This window comes from Sphingopyxis sp. L1A2A, from assembly GCF_005502465.1.
GTDB lineage: Bacteria > Pseudomonadota > Alphaproteobacteria > Sphingomonadales > Sphingomonadaceae > Sphingopyxis.
Genome location: NZ_SCOT01000004.1, coordinates 145,177 through 164,252 on the forward strand (window position 1 = coordinate 145,177; position 19,076 = coordinate 164,252).

Annotated in this window: 19 protein-coding genes; 9 read left to right on the forward strand and 10 right to left on the reverse strand. The window is 64.6% G+C overall.

Annotation, left to right across the window (positions count from 1 at the left end):
• Positions 1 to 338 precede the first annotated feature (338 nt).
• From FFS68_RS04450 to FFS68_RS04480, 7 genes are all read right to left on the reverse strand, one after another.
• Positions 339 to 1,385, reverse strand: coding sequence for a toprim domain-containing protein (locus FFS68_RS04450; RefSeq protein WP_037557224.1), 1,047 nt, complete (start codon positions 1,383 to 1,385; stop codon positions 339 to 341).
• Between the two features lie 12 nt (positions 1,386 to 1,397).
• Entirely contained in the window at positions 1,398 to 5,744 is a 4,347-nt protein-coding gene (locus FFS68_RS04455; RefSeq protein WP_137752057.1) for a strawberry notch-like NTP hydrolase domain-containing protein, read from the reverse strand.
• Between the two features lie 99 nt (positions 5,745 to 5,843).
• Positions 5,844 to 6,488 (reverse strand): hypothetical protein, encoded by a 645-nt coding sequence (locus tag FFS68_RS04460; protein ID WP_037556198.1) that lies wholly within the window; start codon positions 6,486 to 6,488, stop codon positions 5,844 to 5,846.
• 93 nt (positions 6,489 to 6,581) lie between these two features.
• A complete protein-coding gene (locus tag FFS68_RS04465) occupies positions 6,582 to 7,082 on the reverse strand; it encodes a hypothetical protein (protein WP_037556201.1) in 501 nt (166 codons plus the stop codon).
• A complete protein-coding gene (locus FFS68_RS04470; protein ID WP_197411478.1) occupies positions 7,075 to 7,581 on the reverse strand; it encodes a hypothetical protein in 507 nt (168 codons plus the stop codon). The genes FFS68_RS04465 and FFS68_RS04470 overlap by 8 nt, the downstream gene beginning before the upstream one ends.
• A gap of 125 nt (positions 7,582 to 7,706) precedes the next feature.
• Positions 7,707 to 9,833, reverse strand: coding sequence for a ParB/RepB/Spo0J family partition protein (locus FFS68_RS04475; RefSeq protein WP_037556203.1), 2,127 nt, complete (start codon positions 9,831 to 9,833; stop codon positions 7,707 to 7,709).
• 124 nt (positions 9,834 to 9,957) lie between these two features.
• A complete protein-coding gene (locus FFS68_RS04480) occupies positions 9,958 to 10,359 on the reverse strand; it encodes a DUF2958 domain-containing protein (protein WP_037556205.1) in 402 nt (133 codons plus the stop codon).
• A gap of 234 nt (positions 10,360 to 10,593) precedes the next feature.
• Here FFS68_RS04480 and FFS68_RS04485 point away from each other — a divergent pair, with 234 nt between their 5' ends.
• From FFS68_RS04485 to FFS68_RS04500, 4 genes are read left to right on the forward strand one after another with little or no spacing between them, the layout of a single operon-like run.
• Positions 10,594 to 10,785: a DUF6771 family protein gene (locus FFS68_RS04485; RefSeq protein ID WP_037556207.1), complete on the forward strand. Its 192-nt coding sequence runs from the start codon at positions 10,594 to 10,596 to the stop codon at positions 10,783 to 10,785.
• Between the two features lies 1 nt (position 10,786).
• Positions 10,787 to 11,116, forward strand: coding sequence for a hypothetical protein (locus tag FFS68_RS04490; RefSeq protein ID WP_037556209.1), 330 nt, complete (start codon positions 10,787 to 10,789; stop codon positions 11,114 to 11,116).
• Between the two features lie 11 nt (positions 11,117 to 11,127).
• Positions 11,128 to 11,640 (forward strand): hypothetical protein, encoded by a 513-nt coding sequence (locus FFS68_RS04495; protein WP_037556211.1) that lies wholly within the window; start codon positions 11,128 to 11,130, stop codon positions 11,638 to 11,640.
• Between the two features lie 28 nt (positions 11,641 to 11,668).
• Complete coding sequence (locus FFS68_RS04500; RefSeq protein WP_137752012.1) at positions 11,669 to 12,316, forward strand: SOS response-associated peptidase family protein; 648 nt, start codon at positions 11,669 to 11,671, stop codon at positions 12,314 to 12,316.
• A 22-nt stretch (positions 12,317 to 12,338) separates the two neighbouring features.
• Here FFS68_RS04500 and FFS68_RS18180 read toward each other — a convergent pair whose 3' ends face one another.
• Entirely contained in the window at positions 12,339 to 12,464 is a 126-nt protein-coding gene (locus FFS68_RS18180) for a hypothetical protein (protein ID WP_283214590.1), read from the reverse strand.
• 129 nt (positions 12,465 to 12,593) lie between these two features.
• Here FFS68_RS18180 and FFS68_RS04505 point away from each other — a divergent pair, with 129 nt between their 5' ends.
• From FFS68_RS04505 to FFS68_RS04515, 3 genes are all read left to right on the forward strand, one after another.
• Positions 12,594 to 13,211, forward strand: coding sequence for an AbiEi antitoxin N-terminal domain-containing protein (locus FFS68_RS04505; protein WP_137752013.1), 618 nt, complete (start codon positions 12,594 to 12,596; stop codon positions 13,209 to 13,211).
• Between the two features lie 46 nt (positions 13,212 to 13,257).
• Positions 13,258 to 14,109: a nucleotidyl transferase AbiEii/AbiGii toxin family protein gene (locus FFS68_RS04510; protein ID WP_212742318.1), complete on the forward strand. Its 852-nt coding sequence runs from the start codon at positions 13,258 to 13,260 to the stop codon at positions 14,107 to 14,109.
• 278 nt (positions 14,110 to 14,387) lie between these two features.
• Positions 14,388 to 15,143 (forward strand): LuxR family transcriptional regulator, encoded by a 756-nt coding sequence (locus FFS68_RS04515; protein ID WP_231729159.1) that lies wholly within the window; start codon positions 14,388 to 14,390, stop codon positions 15,141 to 15,143.
• A gap of 806 nt (positions 15,144 to 15,949) precedes the next feature.
• On the opposite strand, the gene FFS68_RS04520 is transcribed toward FFS68_RS04515, so the two are convergent.
• Positions 15,950 to 16,285: a hypothetical protein gene (locus FFS68_RS04520; RefSeq protein WP_137752014.1), complete on the reverse strand. Its 336-nt coding sequence runs from the start codon at positions 16,283 to 16,285 to the stop codon at positions 15,950 to 15,952.
• Positions 16,286 to 16,398: 113 nt separating this feature from the next.
• Here FFS68_RS04520 and FFS68_RS04525 point away from each other — a divergent pair, with 113 nt between their 5' ends.
• On the forward strand, positions 16,399 to 17,289 hold the full coding sequence (locus tag FFS68_RS04525; RefSeq protein ID WP_249340011.1) for a LysR family transcriptional regulator: 891 nt from the start codon (positions 16,399 to 16,401) through the stop codon (positions 17,287 to 17,289).
• A 132-nt stretch (positions 17,290 to 17,421) separates the two neighbouring features.
• Positions 17,422 to 18,189 carry a sulfite exporter TauE/SafE family protein gene (locus FFS68_RS04530; protein WP_137752016.1) on the forward strand — a complete coding sequence of 256 codons (768 nt, stop codon included), beginning with the start codon at positions 17,422 to 17,424 and terminating at the stop codon, positions 18,187 to 18,189.
• A gap of 171 nt (positions 18,190 to 18,360) precedes the next feature.
• On the opposite strand, the gene FFS68_RS04535 is transcribed toward FFS68_RS04530, so the two are convergent.
• Positions 18,361 to 18,912: a hypothetical protein gene (locus tag FFS68_RS04535; protein ID WP_137752017.1), complete on the reverse strand. Its 552-nt coding sequence runs from the start codon at positions 18,910 to 18,912 to the stop codon at positions 18,361 to 18,363.
• Between the last annotated feature and the right edge of the window lie 164 nt (positions 18,913 to 19,076).

Here is a 19,076-nt window from a genome sequence, read left to right on the forward strand (position 1 = left end):
AAGCGCCAGCGAAGGATGGCGGGCTCGCGGCTATTTTGTTTCGCGATGCAAAGGGGCGCCAGCCCCGGCGGAAAATAGCCGCGAGCAGAGCCATTGCACGGCCCGCGCACGCTGCCGCAGTCGCCCTCCAGCGAAGGCCGAGGCGCGGCCTCCCGAGAACAGGCTGATCGGGCTTCCCCTTCCCGGACCGGCTTGATCCGATCCCCGCGGCGAGGTGACACACCGCTTTCCGAAACAACTATGGGATTTCGGGCATCATGAGGATGGCGCGCGCGATTGCGACGTCCCAATTCGCCGCCGCGCTGCTGGAGGCGTTGCGCCGCTGGCGCCAGGCGCGATCAGGCTGCATCGAGCATCCGCTCGGCATCGACGACGTGCATCTGCGGGGCGATCGAAGCGACGAGCTGCGAATGGCCCATCTGCATAAGATCGCTGTTCAGATCGTCCAGCGCCGGATCGAGCGGCAGGATATCGATCCCTAGCTGGACGGCTCGCTCGGCAAGAGCGGCGAATGCAGCGCGTCCCGCTGCATCCCGTTCGCGGGCAACATAGAGGCGGCGAAGCGGCGCAGGAAATTCCAGCGCCGCGAGATGGGCGGCCGACAGCCCGGCGATGAGCGGTAGTGCCGGGGCGATTTCGCGCAGCGAGAGCATGGTTTCGATGCCCTCACCGAATGCCATGACCTCGCCCGAGAGCCCGAAGCGGACGCCATGACCCAACAAATGCCCCATCGCGCGCCGCGGATAAGCCACGGGCGCCTTGGTCGATTGGTGCGGATCAAGCCATGTGCGATGAACGCCCATGAGCGAGCCGCCGAGGTCGGTCACCGCAGCGATCATCGCCGGATAGGCCGACTTGACCGACGGGCCATCCTCCTCCGACCGGCGATAATAGCAGTGCGGGTGGCATCGCAGCGCGGGCACATCGCCGACGTGCCGAAGCGCACGGCCCGCCAGATAGGTGCGCACAGGTGTCCCAGCGATGGGCTTCGACGCCGCCCAAAGCCGCGCTGCCGCCTCCGGGCTGCCAGCGGGCGCCCGGCGCGGACGCGGACGCGGCCCCTGCGTGCCCGCGTCGGATGGAGGCAAGCTCAGAAATCGCCGCGCCTCGGCGAGCGTTTCAGCGAGGTTCGTATGCGCGCAGCTGGCGGCGATGATGTCGAGCAGGTCACCATGATCGCCAGTCGCGGCGTCAGTCCATTTGCCCGCCGTGCGGCGACCATCGCCATCGGCGAGACGCACATAAAGACTGCGCCCAAGCGCATTGCCCTTATCGCCGACCATCCAATAATGGCCTTCGCGGCGACCGTTCGAGAGGTATTGGCGGCACGCCGCCTCGGCATTTTCACCGAGACGACGCGCAAGTTCACGGACCGGACTTTCCATAGCGGGGCTCCTTCAGGCGGCCTTGCGATCCGCGATCCGCTGGATCGGAAATCGATCAACCAGCCGCGCGAACACGTCGGCGCCAGCAGCCCCTGCCGGCACGTAGAGCTTCAGTTGCCACGAGACGATTTCGGAAATCAAGCCAAATGCCTTCAGCCGGTCAACACCAAGATCGTTGAAGCCGGACAGCTCGATCCGCCAGTCGTTCATGGCGCGAACGCGGCGCAGCATCTGGCCTTCCGCAAGGTGCAAGACAGCCTCGCCCTTTTGCAGAAGTTGCCACGCTTCGTCTTTTGGGAGGTCGCACGGCGTGTCGCGGATCACCGATGCCACCCAGCCCGGCGAGACCTTGCGCCCGATGATGCGTTCGCCCTCGTCGGTCTGGAGCCGGTAGACGCGCGACGATTCCTTTGGCAGCAGCCGCCAGATCGGCAGCAGCAAGCCCGACGCCATGTGCAGGGTCGACGTCTCGTAATCCGGAATGTCCGCCAGTTCGGCCTTCCAGACATCGGCGAACTGATCGCGGTCGGCAGGCTGCCAATGGCTCATGACGAAATCGGCGAGCAGCATGTGGCTGGCGTCGAGGGGCCGATGGAGCCGCACGCGGCGGTGGATTGCGCCATCGTCATCGATCACGCTGCGCGCCCCGAGCTTCACCGCAGCACGCTGCGAGCGCTGGTTCACAAGCAGTTCGCCGCCGCGTTCGCGGACGAGCGCCAGTGCATCGTCAAGATCGAGCGGCAGCACCCGCTCCTTGCGCTCGATCGTCAGAAGCTGCGTCGCCGCCCCGGTGCCGGGATGGGTGTAGATCGTCTGCCGTGCGTTCACCGCGAAGCTCTCGGCGCGCAGGGTTTCGAGGCCGATCTCATAGGTTCCCGCAGCAACCGCCGCCTCGATGCGATGCACGAGCAGACCCTCGAAGGCCTCGAACAGGATGTTCTGGAGGTCGATCGTGAGGGCAAGCATGCGATTGAGGAAGGTGGTGATCGGCGGCAGTTCCTCGCGCAGGCAGCCATCGATATCGAGCAACGACAGCCCCGTCGCACTTTCGAACGTCAGCAGCGAACAGCCCTCGACCTTGGCATTCACGATCAGAAGATAGAGTTGGCGCAGCGCATCGCGGGCATAGAAGGATTCCAGATTGTCCTCGGGCCGGAACATATTCTGCCCGCCCGTCTGGCGCTGGCCGCGCGTGATCGCCCCCATCGAATCGAGCCGCCGCGCGATCGTCGATATGAAGCGCTTCTGCGCCTTGACGTCGGTCGACACCGGACGAAACATCGGTGGCTGCTTCTGGTTCGTTCGATTTGTCCGCCCGAAGCCCTGGATCGCGGCATCCGCTTTCCATCCTGCCTCGAGCAGATAGTGAATGCGCCGCCGCTGGTTCTTGGCGCCGAGATCGGCATGATAGGAGCGGCCCGTTCCCCCGGCCTCCGAGAAGACAAGGATGCGCTTCTCGTCGTCCATGAAGGCGTGGGTCTCGCCAATGTTCGCACTGCCGGGGCGGGTCTCGACCGCAAAACGCACATCTCCGTCGTCGCCCGTCCGCGGGACAATGCGACGCGAGCGCCCCGTCACCTCGGCGACCGTCTCGGTCCCGAAATGCTGGACGATCTGATCGAGCGCGCCCGGCACCGGCGGCAACGCGGCGAGCTTCTCGATCATCGCGTCGCGCCGCCGGCACGCCTCGCGGCTGACGATCTGATTGCCGGCCTCGTCATAAGCGGGCCGCGACGCAAGATTGCCCTCGCCGTCGGTGCAGGGTTCGAACAATTGGACCGGAAAGCCGTGCGCGAGATAATCGAGCACATATTCGCGCGGGGTGATGTCGACCGACACGTCGCCCCAATCCTCCACCGGGATCTCGGCGAGCCGGCGCTCCTGCAACGCTTCCCCAGTCGAGACGATCTGGACGACGGCCGCATGGCCCGCCTCAATGTCGCGAGCGATGCTTGCGATGGCGCTCGGGGTCTGCATCGCGGTGATGAGATGGTTGAAGAAGCGCTGCTTGGTGCTCTCGAATGCCGATCGCGCCGCCGATTTCGCCTGCGCATTGAGCGTGCCATGCTCGGCGCTCGTCACCCCCGCCGCCTCCATCGCCGCGGCGAGATTGTTGTGGATGACCTGGAAGGCACCGGCATAGCTGTCGTAGATGCGTCGCTGCTCGTCGGTGAGCTTATGTTCGAGCAGCTCATATTCGACCCCATCGAACGACAGCGACCGTGACGCGTAGAGGCCGAGCGCCTTGAGGTCGCGCGCGAGCACCTCCATTGCCGCCACGCCGCCCTGCTCGATCGCGGCGACGAACTCGCTGCGCGAAGCGAACGGAAAGTCGTTCCCGCCCCACAGGCCGAGCCGCTGCGCATAGGCGAGGTTCTGCACCGTCGTCGCCCCTGTCGCGGAGACATAGACGATGCGCGCGTCGGGAAGCGCGTGCTGAAGTCGCAATCCCGCTCGCCCCTGCTGCGACGGTTTCTGGTCGCCGCGCTCGCCCTTTCCACCCGCCGCATTGGCCATCGCATGGGCTTCATCGAAAATGATCGCGCCGTCGAAGTCAGGCCCGAGCCATTCGGCGATCTGCTCGATGCGGCTCGCCTTGCCCTCGCGGCCCTGCGAGCGAAGCGTCGCATAGGTGGTGAAGAGGATGCCTTCGGCAAGCCGGACCGGCGTACCCTGGCGGAAGCGCGACAGCGACGTGACGAGCAGGCGCTCCTGCCCGAGCGCCGACCAGTCGCGCTGCGCGTCCTCGAGCAGCTTGTCCGACTTCGAGATCCAGAGCGCGCGGCGCCGGCCCTTCAACCAGTTGTCGAGAATGATCCCCGCGACCTGTCGGCCCTTGCCGGCGCCGGTGCCGTCGCCAAGGAACCAGCCGCGCCGGAACTGGACCGCTGCCTCATTATCGTCGCTCGCCGCACTCACGACATCCGCGGTCTCGTCGACCGTCCAGGCGCCCGACAAATGACCGGCATGGGCCTCGCCGGCGTAGATGACCGATTCCAGCTGCGCGTCGGACAGGAGGCCGTCGCTAACGAGATTTTCGGGAAGATGCGGCCGATAGGAAGGGCGCGGCGGCGCGACCGACGCCATCGCCGCCGACTGGACGAGCGCGGTCGGATGGGGAGACGCCCCCGCAATGCGCAAGGACTGGAGCGCATAGGGCTCGTAGATCGCCTCGCCAAGTTGTCCGACGGGCGGTGACCACTCGATCGTCTCATAGACAAGCTCGCCCGAAGCGACGCGCGCGGTCTTCTCCGGACGCGTGGCTCCCCTGGCAAGAGGCCCCCGAGAAGCCGCTGCGTCGCGCATGAATGGCATTGCCGCTGTTGGCGCAGGGGGCGGCGGGGCAGGCCGCGGCGGAACATGGCTGGTCACCCAGGCAAGAAGCGTCGCCAGGTCGGGCGCTTCGCCATGGCTCGCCGGCAGCATCGATGGATCGGCCACGGGTACCTTGTCGATAACAAGCAGTCGCGTCGCGGTCGTGGTGCCGTGCTTGGCGTAGACTTTTCCAGCGATCGCGGCGGAGAACAGGATCGTCGCCCGCTCCTGTAACCCGACGAACCCCGCGCGGAAGGCCGCGGCATCGGGTGCGCAATTCGCCCCCATGATCGCGACCAGCCGACCGCCGTCGCGGAGCCGCGCGAGCGCGGAGGCGATATGGCGAAGTGCAGTGCCTCGCATCGGGCGGTCGACGTGCGCCGTGGCGGAGAAGGGCGGGTTCATGAGGACGACGTCGGGGACGAAAGAAGCGTCGAGGCGGTCGTCGATCGACGCGCCATCATGACGCGTGATTGGCACGGCGGGAAACAGTAGCTCGAGAAGCTCGGCGCGACCGTCGGCCAACTCGTTGAGCGCGAGGCTCGCCCCCGCAAGTTCGGCGTGGATCGCGAGCATGCCTGTCCCGGCCGAGGGTTCGAGCACGCGGTCTCCGGCATGGATCGAGGCCGCGTGCGCCGCCACAAAGGCGAGCGGCAAAGGCGTCGAGAATTGCTGGAGTGACTGGCCTTCCTCTGAGCGGCGCGTCTGGGTGGGAATGCGCGCGGCAAGTCGCTCCCACATCGCAAGCACGCGTTGCGGCGAGCGGTTTTGCGTCGCAAGCGCGCCGCCGTAGCGGCGAAGCAGCAGGATCTGCGCCGCCTCGCACGCATCATAAGCCGCCTTCCAGTCCCACGCACCGGCAGCATCGCTCGCGCCAAAGGCGCGTGCCATCGCCTCGCGCAGCTGGGCCGTGGAAAAGGGGTGGCCCGCCTCGAGCAGAGGCTGAAGCGCCTGAGCGGCATCGAGCAGGCGCCGGGAAGCTGGCGCGACCGAGCTGGGACGAGCGGCCGCCGCGGCGCCGCGCGCCGCATCGGGGAAGGTCATATGCATGGCTGAAATCCTCAGGAGAGCGGGGCAGGAATGAACCGCCCGCTGCTCTCTCCAGGATCCGGGGGTTCCCCCTCCCGGCCCCGCCTCTCCCTCTCAACCGAAGCGAACCCCATCCTCGGTGAAGCCATATTCGTTGAGGCGGATCATCTCGTCGATCGCCGCGTCGGACGTCAGATGCTCATATTCGTCATCGAGCCGCCCGTAGAGCCAGCGGGCCAGGTCGCGCAGCGCCTCGCTTACATCCTCTTCGGCGTCAGCCGTCATATCCTGGACGACGGGGCTGTCGCGCTCGACGACAATGTCCATGCTATATTCGTGATAATAGCGACCGCGATGGCCAATGCGCGCGCTAAGCTGATAGAAGTTGCGGCGCTGAATCGAGCCAAGGGCATCGGCGATGCGATGAAGTTCGACATCCTTGGGCGCGTAGCGGCGGATCGTCGCCAACGCGCCCTTGGCGTAACTGTAATCGCCTTCGAAACAGGCGCCGTCACCCTGGCTCCAGCAGCCGGAAAACCAAATGCAGGGCTTCCGGCGCGTCCCGCCGCCGAAGAGGCGCACCGAGGTCATGTCGAGACGGACCCCCAATATGTCGCAGACGCGCTCGAAGTCCTCATAAACAAATTCGAACCAGTCATAGTCGAAACCGCCTTCGCGATACCAGGCGCGTGCCTTCTCCTTTGCGGCCTCGGGCAGTTCATCAAGGCAACACACGGTCGTTTGGATAATCGAGGGCATGACATCTTCCTCTCGCGTCAAGAGCCAGAAAAGGCGAAAGCCCGGCGCGCGGGCCGGGCTTTCGCAGTCGGTGAACGATGGTCTGGACAGGCGTCAGTCAGGGGCATCGCCCGACAGACGGGCGATGGCCTCCTCAAGCCATCCCGCCGTCGAGACCGCTTCGATATCGTCCGCCGTGATCAGCGTCGCGGCGCCGCCGAAACCGTCGGGCCGCATTTTCGAGCAGGTCCATGCGGCCTCGACCTCGACATGGTCGAGCGCCGACCGCTGAACGATGTCCTGGAAAATGCCCTCGAAGCCGATCGCCGACATATCGAGTTCGAGCTCGGCATCGTCGGCATCGCATTTGGCAATCTCCTGCCGGACGAGATCGGCAAGGCCGCTTGCGACACCGTCATCTTCGGTGAGCAGCGCCTTCACCTCCGCGAGGTCCAGGAACAGCAGATCGTTCGGACCATGGCCGGCGCAGAAATAGACATCGTCGCCGACATCCTCATGATCGAATATCTGGCCGAGAACCTTATATTCGAGCGCGGTCATCGCAGTGCGCGGGATATCCGGACGGATAACGGTCTGGGAAAAATAATCAGCCATGGCTCGCCTCCCGCGGTGCGGCCGCGCTTTCCGCCGCCGCCGGTACCGGCGGCGGATCGCCCTCGACAACCAGCGGCGGCACTGCGAATTCCGCGGTGTCGAAATAGGCCATCGCAGCCTCGATCGAGCCGAGCTCGACGAGCAGACGGCGATCGAGCAGGACCCGGTCGCTTTCATCGATCATATAGCTGTCGACCGTACCCGAGCCGCGGTAGACGAGCCGCTCGGGCGACCATTCGCCGGGATAGCTGCCCGACCAACGGACAAAGGGCAGACTTTTCTCGACGCAGAAGGCCTCGAGATTGTCGATCTTGCCCCAGGCGCAACTCTCGTCGAACAGCGCGAGCGGCTGGCCCACGACGCGGCTTTCGGCGTCGAAGGGCTCGCCGCCCCATTCGGGCGACAGGCCCTCAAAGGCGATGATATGGAGCAGCTCTGCGAAAACTGGAGCAGAGATTTCGCCGCCGATCTCGATCGATGCGGGAACGCGATCAGCCATGACAGCCTCCATCGTTGGAGCGGCGAATGGGATTTGAATTATTCATGTCAGGTCTCCAAAAAAGGGCCCGGCCCGGCATCGCTGCCGGGTCCGAGGTTCGATTGTCAGTGATGGGCGGAAGCCGATTATTCGGCCGCGACAGGCAGTTCGGCGTCGTTCGCGCCGTCCAGTTCGACTGCATCCTCGGCAAGGAAAGGAGGCAATTCTGAGTCGGCGGGATCGCCCTCCGCGTCGCCGAGTTCAGCATCGTCGAGCCCCGGCGTGCGCATCGGCTCAGGAAGCCAGGCCGCATCTTCGAGAAGCCGTTCCGCCTCGCGCGCCATGTCGGCCTTCTTGAGATGATCGATCATCTCGGCAAATTGCGTCCCGCGCGCCTCGGCGACGTCGGCGAGGATCCGCGGTTTCGTCACCGAGCGGAAATAGCCCTCGACCGTCGGCCGCCAGCCCGCTGCAACGAGATCGAGCCCAACCGCCCGCGCCAGCACATCGCTGTGCGCGATCCGGCGCGCCACGCCGTGCGCCGAGATGCGGCCATTGTCGTATTTGGGAACGATCTCGGCCTGGGCATTGACGCAGAGCGAGGTGCAGTGCGCGAGGAGTTTCGCCTGCTCCTCGCCGTCGAGGGTCAGCAGAAAGTCCCAAAGCTCCTTGTCGTCCTGCGGGAGCCGCTCTTTCCATGCCGACGCGCGCGCGTCGATCGCCTGCGCCGGCGCGCAATCGCGCAGGTTCGTCGGCGCGTTGCTGAAATAGACGCGGTTCGCCGCGATCTCGACGCAACTTTCGCGGGTAGCGGAATAGAAACAGCCGAGAACAAGGGCATGGAGCACCGCAGCGAAGGCAATGGCCGGATCCTGGGCAAAGGCGTCCTGGAGCGCGAGCGTGCGCCATGCGGTGAGATCCGACACGAGGCGATCGGGAAGCGGACGCAGCGCATCGGATTCGTCTTCGCCATCGCTGCCCACAGGCGGTATGACGTGATCGCCATCCCCGCCGCCACGCAGGCCGGACCCTTCGCCCCCTGCTTCCGTTTCCGGATCAGCCTCGCCATCGGCCAGTTCCCGCTCCGGCTCGTCCTCAGCCCGCACGAACCCGCGCTCGTTCCGCACCGATCCGTCGCGGTCGATCGAGACGAAGGCGCCAGCGCGTCCCATCTCGGCGGGATCGAAGACGAGCGGGCGGTCGACGAGCGCGCCGAGTTCGGCGTCGATGGCATCGATCCGCGCATGCACTTCGGCGGGCACGTCCGGCACCTCGGACCATTGCTCGCAAAGCGCCTCGCTTTCAGCCTCGAGTGCGGCGACGCGGGCCTGTTCATCGTCGGTCATCGGGACCTCCGTGCGGTCGATCGCGCGCAGGTCGCGCGTCGCGTCCCACGGCAGGTCGATCGAGGTGGTCACCCATTTCCAGCCCTCGGCGAGAATGCGCTCGCCTTCAGCTTTCAATCTTTCGTCGACCAGCCGGTCGAGCAGCGCCGGGTCGGTGAGCCAGCCGCCTCCGTCGGCCTCAAACAAGTCGCGCACCACGCCGCCGCCTGCCGTGACATAGGTATCGACGCCGACGAACGCTGCGCGCTTGTCGGTGACCCTTACGCTGTCCTCGGTGAGTTTCTGGCGGATGAAGCCGGGGCTCTTGTTGAAACTGTGATCGAGCTGCGCCCAGAGCTCCTCCTGGCGCTGATGATCGTCGGCGACGGTGAAGGCCATCAACTGGTCGAGCGTCATCCCGTCGTCGGCATAGATGTCGTGGAGCTTCGGTGACACCGCGGCGAGCTTCAGCCGCTGGCGCACGACCGCGGGGGTGGTGAAATGATGCGCCGCGATCGCCTCGACATCGTCGCCCTTGTCGACCATCGCCTGCATCGCGCGAAACTGGTCGAGCGGATGGAGGCTCTCGCGCATGGCATTTTCGGCGAAACTGTCGTCCTCGGCGAGAATATCGCTGTCCGCCGCGCGCACGACGCAGGGGATTGGCGCATCATTCGCGAGACGCTTCCGCTTCACCAGCAGTTCGAGCGCGCGATAGCGCCGCCCCCCGGCCGGTATTTCATAGCGGCCCGTCTCCTTTCCCGAGGCGTCGCGTTCGGGCCGGACGTTGAGGCTCTGGAGCAGGGTTCGCCGGTCGATATCGTCGGCGAGCGCCTCGACCGACACGCCGGCTTTCACCCGCCGGACATTGGACTGGGAGAGAAACAGCCGGTCGAACGGGATGTCGCGCGACGGGCTGAGGATGAGTTTCGGGGCCTGTCTGGCCATGGGCTTTCTCCATGACGGGCCGCCGCGAGACACTCTCCCGGCTCCTGGACCCGTCACGAAGGCGCCAGCCCCCCTCTTCCTCCCGGGGGCCGCGCGTGGCGGTCCCGGCAGGCGGCCAGGCGCGTCAGCCGCGCCCCGAAAGTCGTTCGACCGCGCGCCGGAGCCTTTGCTCCCCCAACACGATCGACCCCGCTCGCCGCGCCGCTTCGGCATAAGCCGATAGCGGGTGGCTTGCCGTGAAGTGGAGGTCGCGTTCGATCGTGAGGCCGAACGGAAGGCGGACGGACTCGAGTTCGGACAGCGCGAAGCTGCCGAGTTCGGGGCAGCCGAAGCCGAGATCGGCGAGGCCGAAGAAAATACCGTCCGCATCGATCTCGGTCGCGAGCCAGGTCGCCGCGCCGACGGGGCTGAACAGGCGGACGACCGGTTTGGGGTCCGGCTCGCGTTCGCCGCGCGAAAGCGTGTCGATCCGGGTGGCCAGATTGGCGCGAAGCTGCGCCTCGAGCGCGGGGGTCAAGAGTTTCATGGTACTTTCTCCTGGGGCGACCGGCGGCGAGCCTCTCTCGCCGCGCGCGGTCCGCCGCCCAGGGGCGGGCCATCTCTTCCTCGCCGGTTTCTGGCGTTGCCGGTGGCGGCCGCGCGCCCCGGACCGGGCGGCGACGGGCGGCAGCGGCAGCAAGCGCCCGCTGACCACGCAGGCCGCCCGCGCTGTCCCGGTCACCCACTTGCCAAATTGTTCTCTCTATGTTCTCATTAGGGCATGGACAATATCGATACTGCCCGAGTCGCAGAGACCATCCTTTCCGCCCCTGGCTGGGCGCGCGTGGGTATCACCGCGCCGACGAATCACATCCGTGTCGAGGCCGCGTTCGAACTCGCCCGTGCGATCGTCGAGAGCGTCCGTGCCGGCGCGGAGCCCGCAAGCCCCGACCAGCTTGGACTCTCCCTGTGACGTGGGCGGATGGACAAAGGACGGACAGCATCGCGCCACGCATGTCTTCGAGGCCGCGGCCTGGTTTCGGGCGATCAAGCCCGTTTGCCGCTGCGGGCATAGTGCGACGTTCAATCCCTATGGGATCTGGTGGCGCTTCGAGTGCAGGATGTGGGACGGCAATCTCGTCAAGGCGTGCCAGAAATTCTGGTGTGTTCGCTGCGGCGCGCGGACGGGCAAGCGCGTCCGCCCGGTGCGGATCGAGCTCGTCGACCCGAGCCCCGATGACATCGCCCTGCCGATGCCCGAAGAACGCGAATGGAAGCGCGCGCTCAGCCGTTTCCGCGCCTGAGGACTGAGTTCATGGATATCGAGACGGACGACGCGCTGGTCGGCATCGGCAAGCTCCACCGCGTGATGGTGTGGAACGGCCAGCGCGAATGCGAGAAGGAGATGCTGTGGGGGCTGCCCTCGCGCGATGCCGATATATTCCAGATCCCGCTCCTGAAGTCCGAGACCGCGATCATTGATCGCCCCTGTCTGCTGCTCGCCAATGAGTTCGGCCTCGTGAAGCGCGGCAAGACGATCTACGCCGCAAGCCTCATCAGCGACGAGCCTTTCTTCTGCATCGCAGCGGTCTGGCGTCCGGCGCACCGCCTGTGGCCTGAGAGCTTCGCGGTGCTCACCGTCCCGGCCTATGACGATCTGGCGCCGCACAAGGATCGCCACGTCGGCGTGGTCCGCCCCGAGGACTGGTTCGACTGGTTGATGGGGGCGCGGCCGCCGCTGGACATGTTGCGACCTTTCCCCAAGAATAGCTTCAGCATCATGCCGCCGATCCAGCAGAATTTCGACGAAATGCTCGGCGCGGCCTGACCGAAACCACCCAAGGGGACTCGCCGCCATGTGCAATCTCGTGACCCTCAAGGCTTCGGTTGCCGAAGTGGCCTCGGCGTTCGGCGCTCGGCGCCCGCTCACCAATGCGCAGCCCGGCGAAGTCTATCCCGGCGGACAAGGATTTGTGGTCCGCGACGATGCGGGCACGCGCGCGCTCCAGTCGATGACCTGGGGCTTCCCGGTGCGGCTCAAGCATATGAAACCGACGAGCAAGCCGAAGCCGGTGAACAACGCCCGCGACGACAAGCTGATGACCTTCTGGCGGACCTGGTTCACCAATCCCGCCCAGCGCTGCCTGATCCCGATCACGGCCTTCGCCGAGGCCGAAGGCGAGAAAGGCAAGATGACGCGAACTTGGCTCAGTGTCGTCGACCAGCCGCTCGCCGCCTGCGCCGGGCTCTGGCGTCCGACGGATGAGTGGGGCGACTGCTATACGATGGTGATGGTCGATGCGACCGAGGAGCTCTTTGATATTCACGACCGGATGCCGGTCATTCTTCACGCCGCCGATCATGATGCTTGGCTGCAAGCATCGGCTGAGGAGGCAATGAAGCTCGTTACCCAATATCCGGCAAGCCGGTTGGAGGTCGAGCGGACCGACGTCCCGTGGTTCAGCCGCAAGCCCCCGAGCGCTGATGCCCCGGCGCTTCTTTGAGAATCCGGATAGAGGGAACGCTTCAGCCGCCGAACAGCGACCGGATCGCGCCAACGAGGCCGGCAATGAAGGAGCCGCCGACGAGAACGGCGGCGAACCAGAATTCGATCGCCAGCGCGCGCGATTTCCATTTCGGTTCCTGATCCATCTGACCGGCATGCCATGACCGGTGAATGTAGGAAATAGTGGAATCGGGCCCATCTCCGAACGCAGTAATCATTGCATGACATGTGACAAAACCTATGATACATCGCATTTAAGTTAGAGGTTTTGTCACATGCACACATCGATAACGCAAGGCGAGACGCTTCGAGCGCTCTTTAGCGCGCATCCGATCCTGCGCGCGCGCGAGCTACGCGCAGCAGGCGTGGCACCCGAAACCATCGCTCGCGCGGTCGACAGTGGCGACATCGACCGTATCGCGCGAGGACTCTATCAGCTTCACGGCGCGCCGATCGACACCGACCAAGGCCTCGCCGAAATCACCAAGCGCATCCCGAACGGGGTGATCGCCATGGTATCGGCGCTCGCTTTCCACGGGCTCACCGACCAGATGCCGCGGCGGGTCTGGGTAGCAATAGGACCCAGCGACTGGGCACCGGTCATCGATTATCCGCCTGTCCGGATCGTCCGCCTCGCCGACAAATATCGACGCCAGGGGATCGAGCATCACAAGGTCGCCGGGGTCGATGTTCCCATCTATTCGGTTCCCAAAACGCTGGCCGACCTGTTCCGTAATCCGCGCCTCGTCGATCGCTCGGTTGCGGTCGAGAGTCTGCGCGCAGCGCTCGACCAGCGCAAGACGAGTCCCGGTGACATCGCCGAGGCCGCGGCAGCGGGCGGGGTCTGGAAGCGAATGCAGCCCTATCTCGAGGCGCTCAGCTTCAATGGCTAAGGCACCCGTCAATCTGGCAGCCTCGGTCAAGGACCGGCTGCTCCAATTGGCGCGCAAGGAGCGTCAGCCCTTCGACGTTCTGCTCGTTCGCTTCGCGCTCGAGCGCCTGCTTTACCGACTGTCGCTCTCGCCGCTACGGGACCAGTTCATTCTCAAAGGCGGTCTTCTCGTCACGCTCTGGCTCGAAGACGATAATCGAGTCACCCGCGACGCCGACTTTCTCGCCTTCGGCGATGCAAGCGCCGAACGGCTGATAGCGGATTTCGGCGCGATCATGAAAATCGAGGCGGCTGACGGGCTGACTTTCGATATCGACGCACTCACCGCGCGGCCGATCCGCGAGGGAGCCGAATATGGCGGCATGCGGCTAACAACGACCGCCTTTCTCGAACGAACGCGCATCCCGATCACGATCGACCTCGGCTTTGGCGACGCCCTCTCGGATCCGGCGCCGCCGACTTCCTTCGCGACGCTGCTGGACTTTCCCGATCCGGAGATCCGCACCTATTCGCCGACAAGCGTCATCGCAGAGAAATTTCAGGCGATGGTAGCGCTCGGGATCGCCAATGGTCGCATGAAGGATTTCTACGACCTCTGGGCGATTCCGCAGGCCTGCGACATCAATGCTCAAGCGCTCGACGCAGCACTTGCGGCGACATTCGATCGACGCGGCACGCCGATCCCGGCTGACCGTCCGCCGGGGCTCTCGGCTGCCATGTTCGAAGACGGCGACAAGCGGCGGCAATGGGATGCCTATGCCGCGAGCCTTGAGCTTGAAGGCGTGACATTCTCCGCCGTGATCGACGCGGTCTGGGGCCTTGTCGCGCCGAGCTGCGAACGACTGCTTGCCCATGACGTTTCGATCGCCACTTCGACTCCAGATGCCGCCGGTGCGTGACGCCGGCTCCGCCGCGGTCGGCGTATTAAGGCATTAGGTGTCAATCTGGGTCCGATTGGTGCACCAAGCCGCTTTATCAGGTGATTTCCTGTCGTTACACCGAAGAGGCGATCGGCATTGCGTATAGAGGCTGAGGTATCACCCGCCCGCCGCAGTGCGAGGACCATCGCGCAGCTTGTCCAACTTCATTGTCTCCCGGAGAGGAAACGGGAGCGATGAGCCATGGAGCGGATCGCGGGCGGACGGGTCGGGAACGCGTCGGCGGCCGATGAATCGACGTGAAGCATTTTAATCTGACGGAGGAACTCGCACACGACATATCAGGCGCCGACAAGGAAGAACGGCTCTTTGCCGCCCTGTCGAACGCCGCCGACCGCATGGGATTTGATCTTTTCGCGCTCGCCTTCGATCGCCGCGGCGGCGGCGGCGAGGGTGCATCGATGCTCGTGCATAATTATCCCGACGCCTGGGCGAATGTCTATGTCGGCTTCGATCTCAGCGGCACCGACCCGATCCGGCGCGCCGGCGAAAAATCCATGACGGGTTTTCAATGGCGCAATGTCGATCACTACATCCCGCTTTCTCGCGGTGACCGGCAGTTGCTGAAGGTCGCCCGCGAGAGCGGAATCGGCGACGGCTTCACGGTGCCGCGGCACTTGCCTGGCGAAGCGACCGGAAGCTGCTCCTTTGCCGTCGCTCCCAATGCCAGGATCCCGCTCGAGATGCTCCACGCCGCCGAGATCGTCGGCGCCGTGGCGCTCGCCGCGGCGCGGCAGCTCATCGGGACAGGCTCCTATACTCCGCGGGCGGCGCTGACCGAGCGGCAGCGCGAATGCGTGCTCTGGTCCGCCCGCGGCAAGACTGCTGGCGAGACCGCCAGCATCCTCGGCATCAGCGAAGAGACCGTGGTCCGTCATCTCAAGATCGCGCGCGAGCGCTATTCAGTGCCTTGTCGGCAAATGCTGATCCTCTGCGCCCTGTTCGACGGCGTCATCGGCTTTTCGGATGTCTATGACTGGTGGCGCCCGCTCTGACGCTCGCACATAAATCGTCCCGGGATTGCCCATTTCTGATTATTCTAGGCGTTGCATCGCGAAAAAGTGACCGAGCAAAGGAAACGCGCGTCTGGAGCACGTACCACCACCTTTAGCAATTGCCTGGACATACGTGGCGGAACCCGGTCACTCGCCCAGTTGACTGTACGGGCGCGCGCCTATTTCCAACAGATCGACCGCAATCAGCAACCAAAACTGCGACCGAAAATGGATCTAATTGGAGTATGCCGTCCAAAGCTGCGCCAGCGGGGTTGCGCGCTGCGATACCGGCGATCGCTAGATCGTCTGATCCTGTCCGGCGGTGCTAGCCTGAACTGATCCAATTTTCTGATGAGAGGCACCAGATTCTTACCCACGGCACGGTACTTGTCGCGACCTTGGAGAGGTTAACTGAGGGAGGATATGAGAGGCAACCTACAGGATTTGAACCGGTGACCTTCGCCATCAGAGAGTCGTCAAGATTGGTCTTGGAAAGGTCCGATCGAAGAGCAGATTTGCGCGTGGCCACGAGGTTTTTTCGCTCCTGAAAACGGTGATTGCTGGGTGATTGCTGGCCAATTTTTGGAGGTCAAAATTCTGTTAAAAGTCATTCTATTTCAATAGCATGATTGACTTGTCACATGAAGTCTGGTATTTCCGCTACCGCCGCCGCTGACCCGGAAATTTGCGGCGTCCAAACAAATGGGGCGGCCGCTTTACGCGTGCCGCCCCAGTTTAGTGGAACCGTCGGGGAGAGGGAGAGGACGGTCCGGAGATTGGTGTCTTGTCTGGCTTAGCGGTTCGTCTTAGCGCGACGCCATCTGGCTGTCGGTTTCGACTTCGGCGACGCCGGCGATCTTCAGCGCGGCGCGGAACTGCTTGGCAGCAGCGCGTTCGTTACCTGCTTCGCACAGCTTCTTGCCGGTCGAAACGAAACGCTTGGCGCTTGCCTGCTTGCCGCCGTCGACGCCGGTGGCGGCGACATGAGCCTGTTCGGCCAGACCAGCGCAGCGATAGTCGCTGCCCGACTGGGCGTAAGCGGGGGTGGCGGTTGCCATCAGGCCGGTGAACGCGAGCGCCGACGCGGCGACGATAGCGAAAGCGGCAGGAAAGCGGCGGAATGAGGAGATCTGATAGGCCATGGGAGAGGTTCCTTTCGTTTTGTTGTGCAACCTTTTTAGGCGCGGTTGCGCACATAGATAATCCTCTATAATCTGCAAGTGCTTTGAAGCAGGATTTAACAATCCCCCATGGGGTGCTCGACGGGATCGAAGCCTTCCTGCGTGTTGCGGAAAGGCGCAGCTTTTCCGCCGCCGCATCCGACCTTGGCGTGTCGCCGTCGGCGATCAGTCAGACGATCAAAGGGCTGGAAGCCCGCGTGGGTGCGCCGCTGTTCATGCGCACGACGCGCAGCGTCGGGCTGACGCAGGCGGGCGAACAGTTTCTCGAACGCGCCGCGCCCGCCTATGCCGGCCTTGCCGAGGCCTATGAAGCGGCACGCAATCTGGGCAACCGACCCGCGGGCCGATTGCGCATCAACCTGATGCGCGGCGCGATCCAGCCGCTGTTCGAACCGATTATCGCGGGCTTTTGCGAAACCTATCCGGAGATCGAGCTCGAGATATACGCCGATGATGCGCTGTCGGACCTGAGCGCCGGCGGTTTCGACGCCGGGGTGCGGATGGGCGAAGCCCTGGAAGCCGACATGATCGCGATCCGCCTGTCGGGGCCATTTCGCTTCGTGGCGGTTGCCTCACCCGCCTATGTCGCGCGCTATGGCATGCCGCAGCGACCCGAGGAATTGCGCGAGCATCGCTGTATCCGGATGCGCCTGTCGAGCGGCGCGATCATGCCGTGGACGTTTGTCGACGGGAATCGCGAATTTGATGTCCCGGTGACCGGGCCGGTGATCGTCAATGATTTTGCCGGGATCATGGTCGCGGTGCGCAGCGGGCTGGCCATCGGCATGGTCGCCGAACCGGTGGTCGACGAACATGTTGCGCGCGGCGAGCTCGACCTCGTGCTGGGCAATTTCGCGCCCAGCACGGCGGGGCTTTTCCTCTATTACCCCAGCCGCAAACAGGTGATGCCCAAATTGCGGGCGTTTATCGACTATGCGCGCGAATATCTGCCCGACCATTTTTGACACGGCCGCCGCGGCTTTGGGCTTCGGTCCGGCGCGGAAACAAATCCCTTTACCGGCAGCAGAAAAATTGGACTCGCATACAGGCACAAATCCCGGCAGCAGGTTGTCAACTAAAAGGGTTGGGATGTTACCATGATCGATTTCGCGGCCATCGACTTCACCGCCTTGCTGCCGTTCATCCTGATCGGCTTCGCCGCGCAGCTCGTCGATGGCGCGCTGGGCATGGCGTTCGGCGTGATCTGTAACACGCTGCTCGTCGCTGTACTCGGGGTCCCGCCCGCCACCGCCTCGGCGCGCATCCATGTCGTCGAAATTTTTACCACCGGTGCATCGGGGCTCAGCCATTTGTTCCACCGCAATATCGACTGGCCGCTGTTCTTCCGGCTGCTTGTGCCCGGGGTGATCGGCGGGGTGCTGGGCGCCTATGTCCTGACGTCGCTTCACGCCGATGTCGTGAAGCCATTCGTCCTCGGTTATCTGGTGCTGATCGGGGTCTGGCTGCTGGTGCGCGGCCTGCTGTATCCGCCGAAAATCTCGAAGCCGAAGGTCGTTGCCCCGCTGGCGGTCGTTGGCGGCTTCCTCGATGCCGCAGGCGGCGGCGGCTGGGGGCCGGTTGTGACCTCGAACCTGCTGGTCCAGGGCGGCGAGCCGCGCAAGATCGTCGGCACCGTCAACAGCGTCGAGTTTTTCCTGGCTGTCGCGGTGTCGATCGCGTTTATCGCCAATCTGGGGTTCGAGGAAATCCTTGGCCCGACTCTGGGGCTGATCATCGGCGGCGTCGCCGCGGCGCCGCTGGGTGCCTATATGGCCAAGCGCTTTTCGCCCAAGGTCATGCTGGTGATGGTTGGGGTGGTGCTGACCGCGACGAGCGCGTTTGGGCTGTACCGGGCGTTGATTTGATTAAAGGGCGGGTTGCCACCGATTGCGCACGGCAATTTCGTCACCCCGAACTTGATCCGGGGTCCATGACCCCTTGGGCCGTCCCAGGCTGCGAGGGCAGATGGATCCCGGATCAAGTCCGGGATGACGAATAGACGAGGGCCGCAAACCACCCCAAAGCGGACCGACCGCTCAATTCGCCGGCTTGGTCTCGTCGATCTTTTCGACCCATTCGGGGTAGAAGCTCGGCTCGCGCGCCGACCAGCCGGGCGCGGTCGCGGCCGCCTCGCTGATCGACTGGAGCAGCAAGCGCCGCTTGTCCGGGTGCAGATGCGGCAGCGACGCGGCGGCGCAAAAGGCGCCTGGCAACCACGGCCGCGCATGGGCGCCCAGCAACCGTTCGTACAAGAAACGGTACGAAGCAAAGCCCGGCAGGCGATCCTGCCCCAGGTCGAACGCCGACACCGCAACGAGCGGCGCCATGAAATGTTCGAGCGCGTCGAGGCCGCTGTCGTCGGGAATATGGGCGCGAATGTCGCCGATCCGCTGATAGACGCGCGCCTGGACGCGAATCGCGGTTTCTTCGACCATGTCGCGCGACCAGCGGGCGATCGCATCGTCGCGTTCCAGCCCGATGTCGAGCGAGCGGCGGATGTACCGCTGCGTCGCCGCCGGAAAGGCAGCAAATTCCTTGATTTCCGCAATCGACAGATCACCGGCTGCCGGTCCCGAACGCGTCGCCATGGTCGTGCTCCCGCACGGCGCCCGGGGAGCCATCCCCCCGGAGGCCTGCAACTCTGCAATCTGCCACTAAATTGGTTAGCAGCGGGTTAACCATCGCGTCGGCATGTGTTCAGCCTGGTTGAGGGGCGTTGCGCAGCGCCGCGAGCGGGCCTAATCAGCGTGCC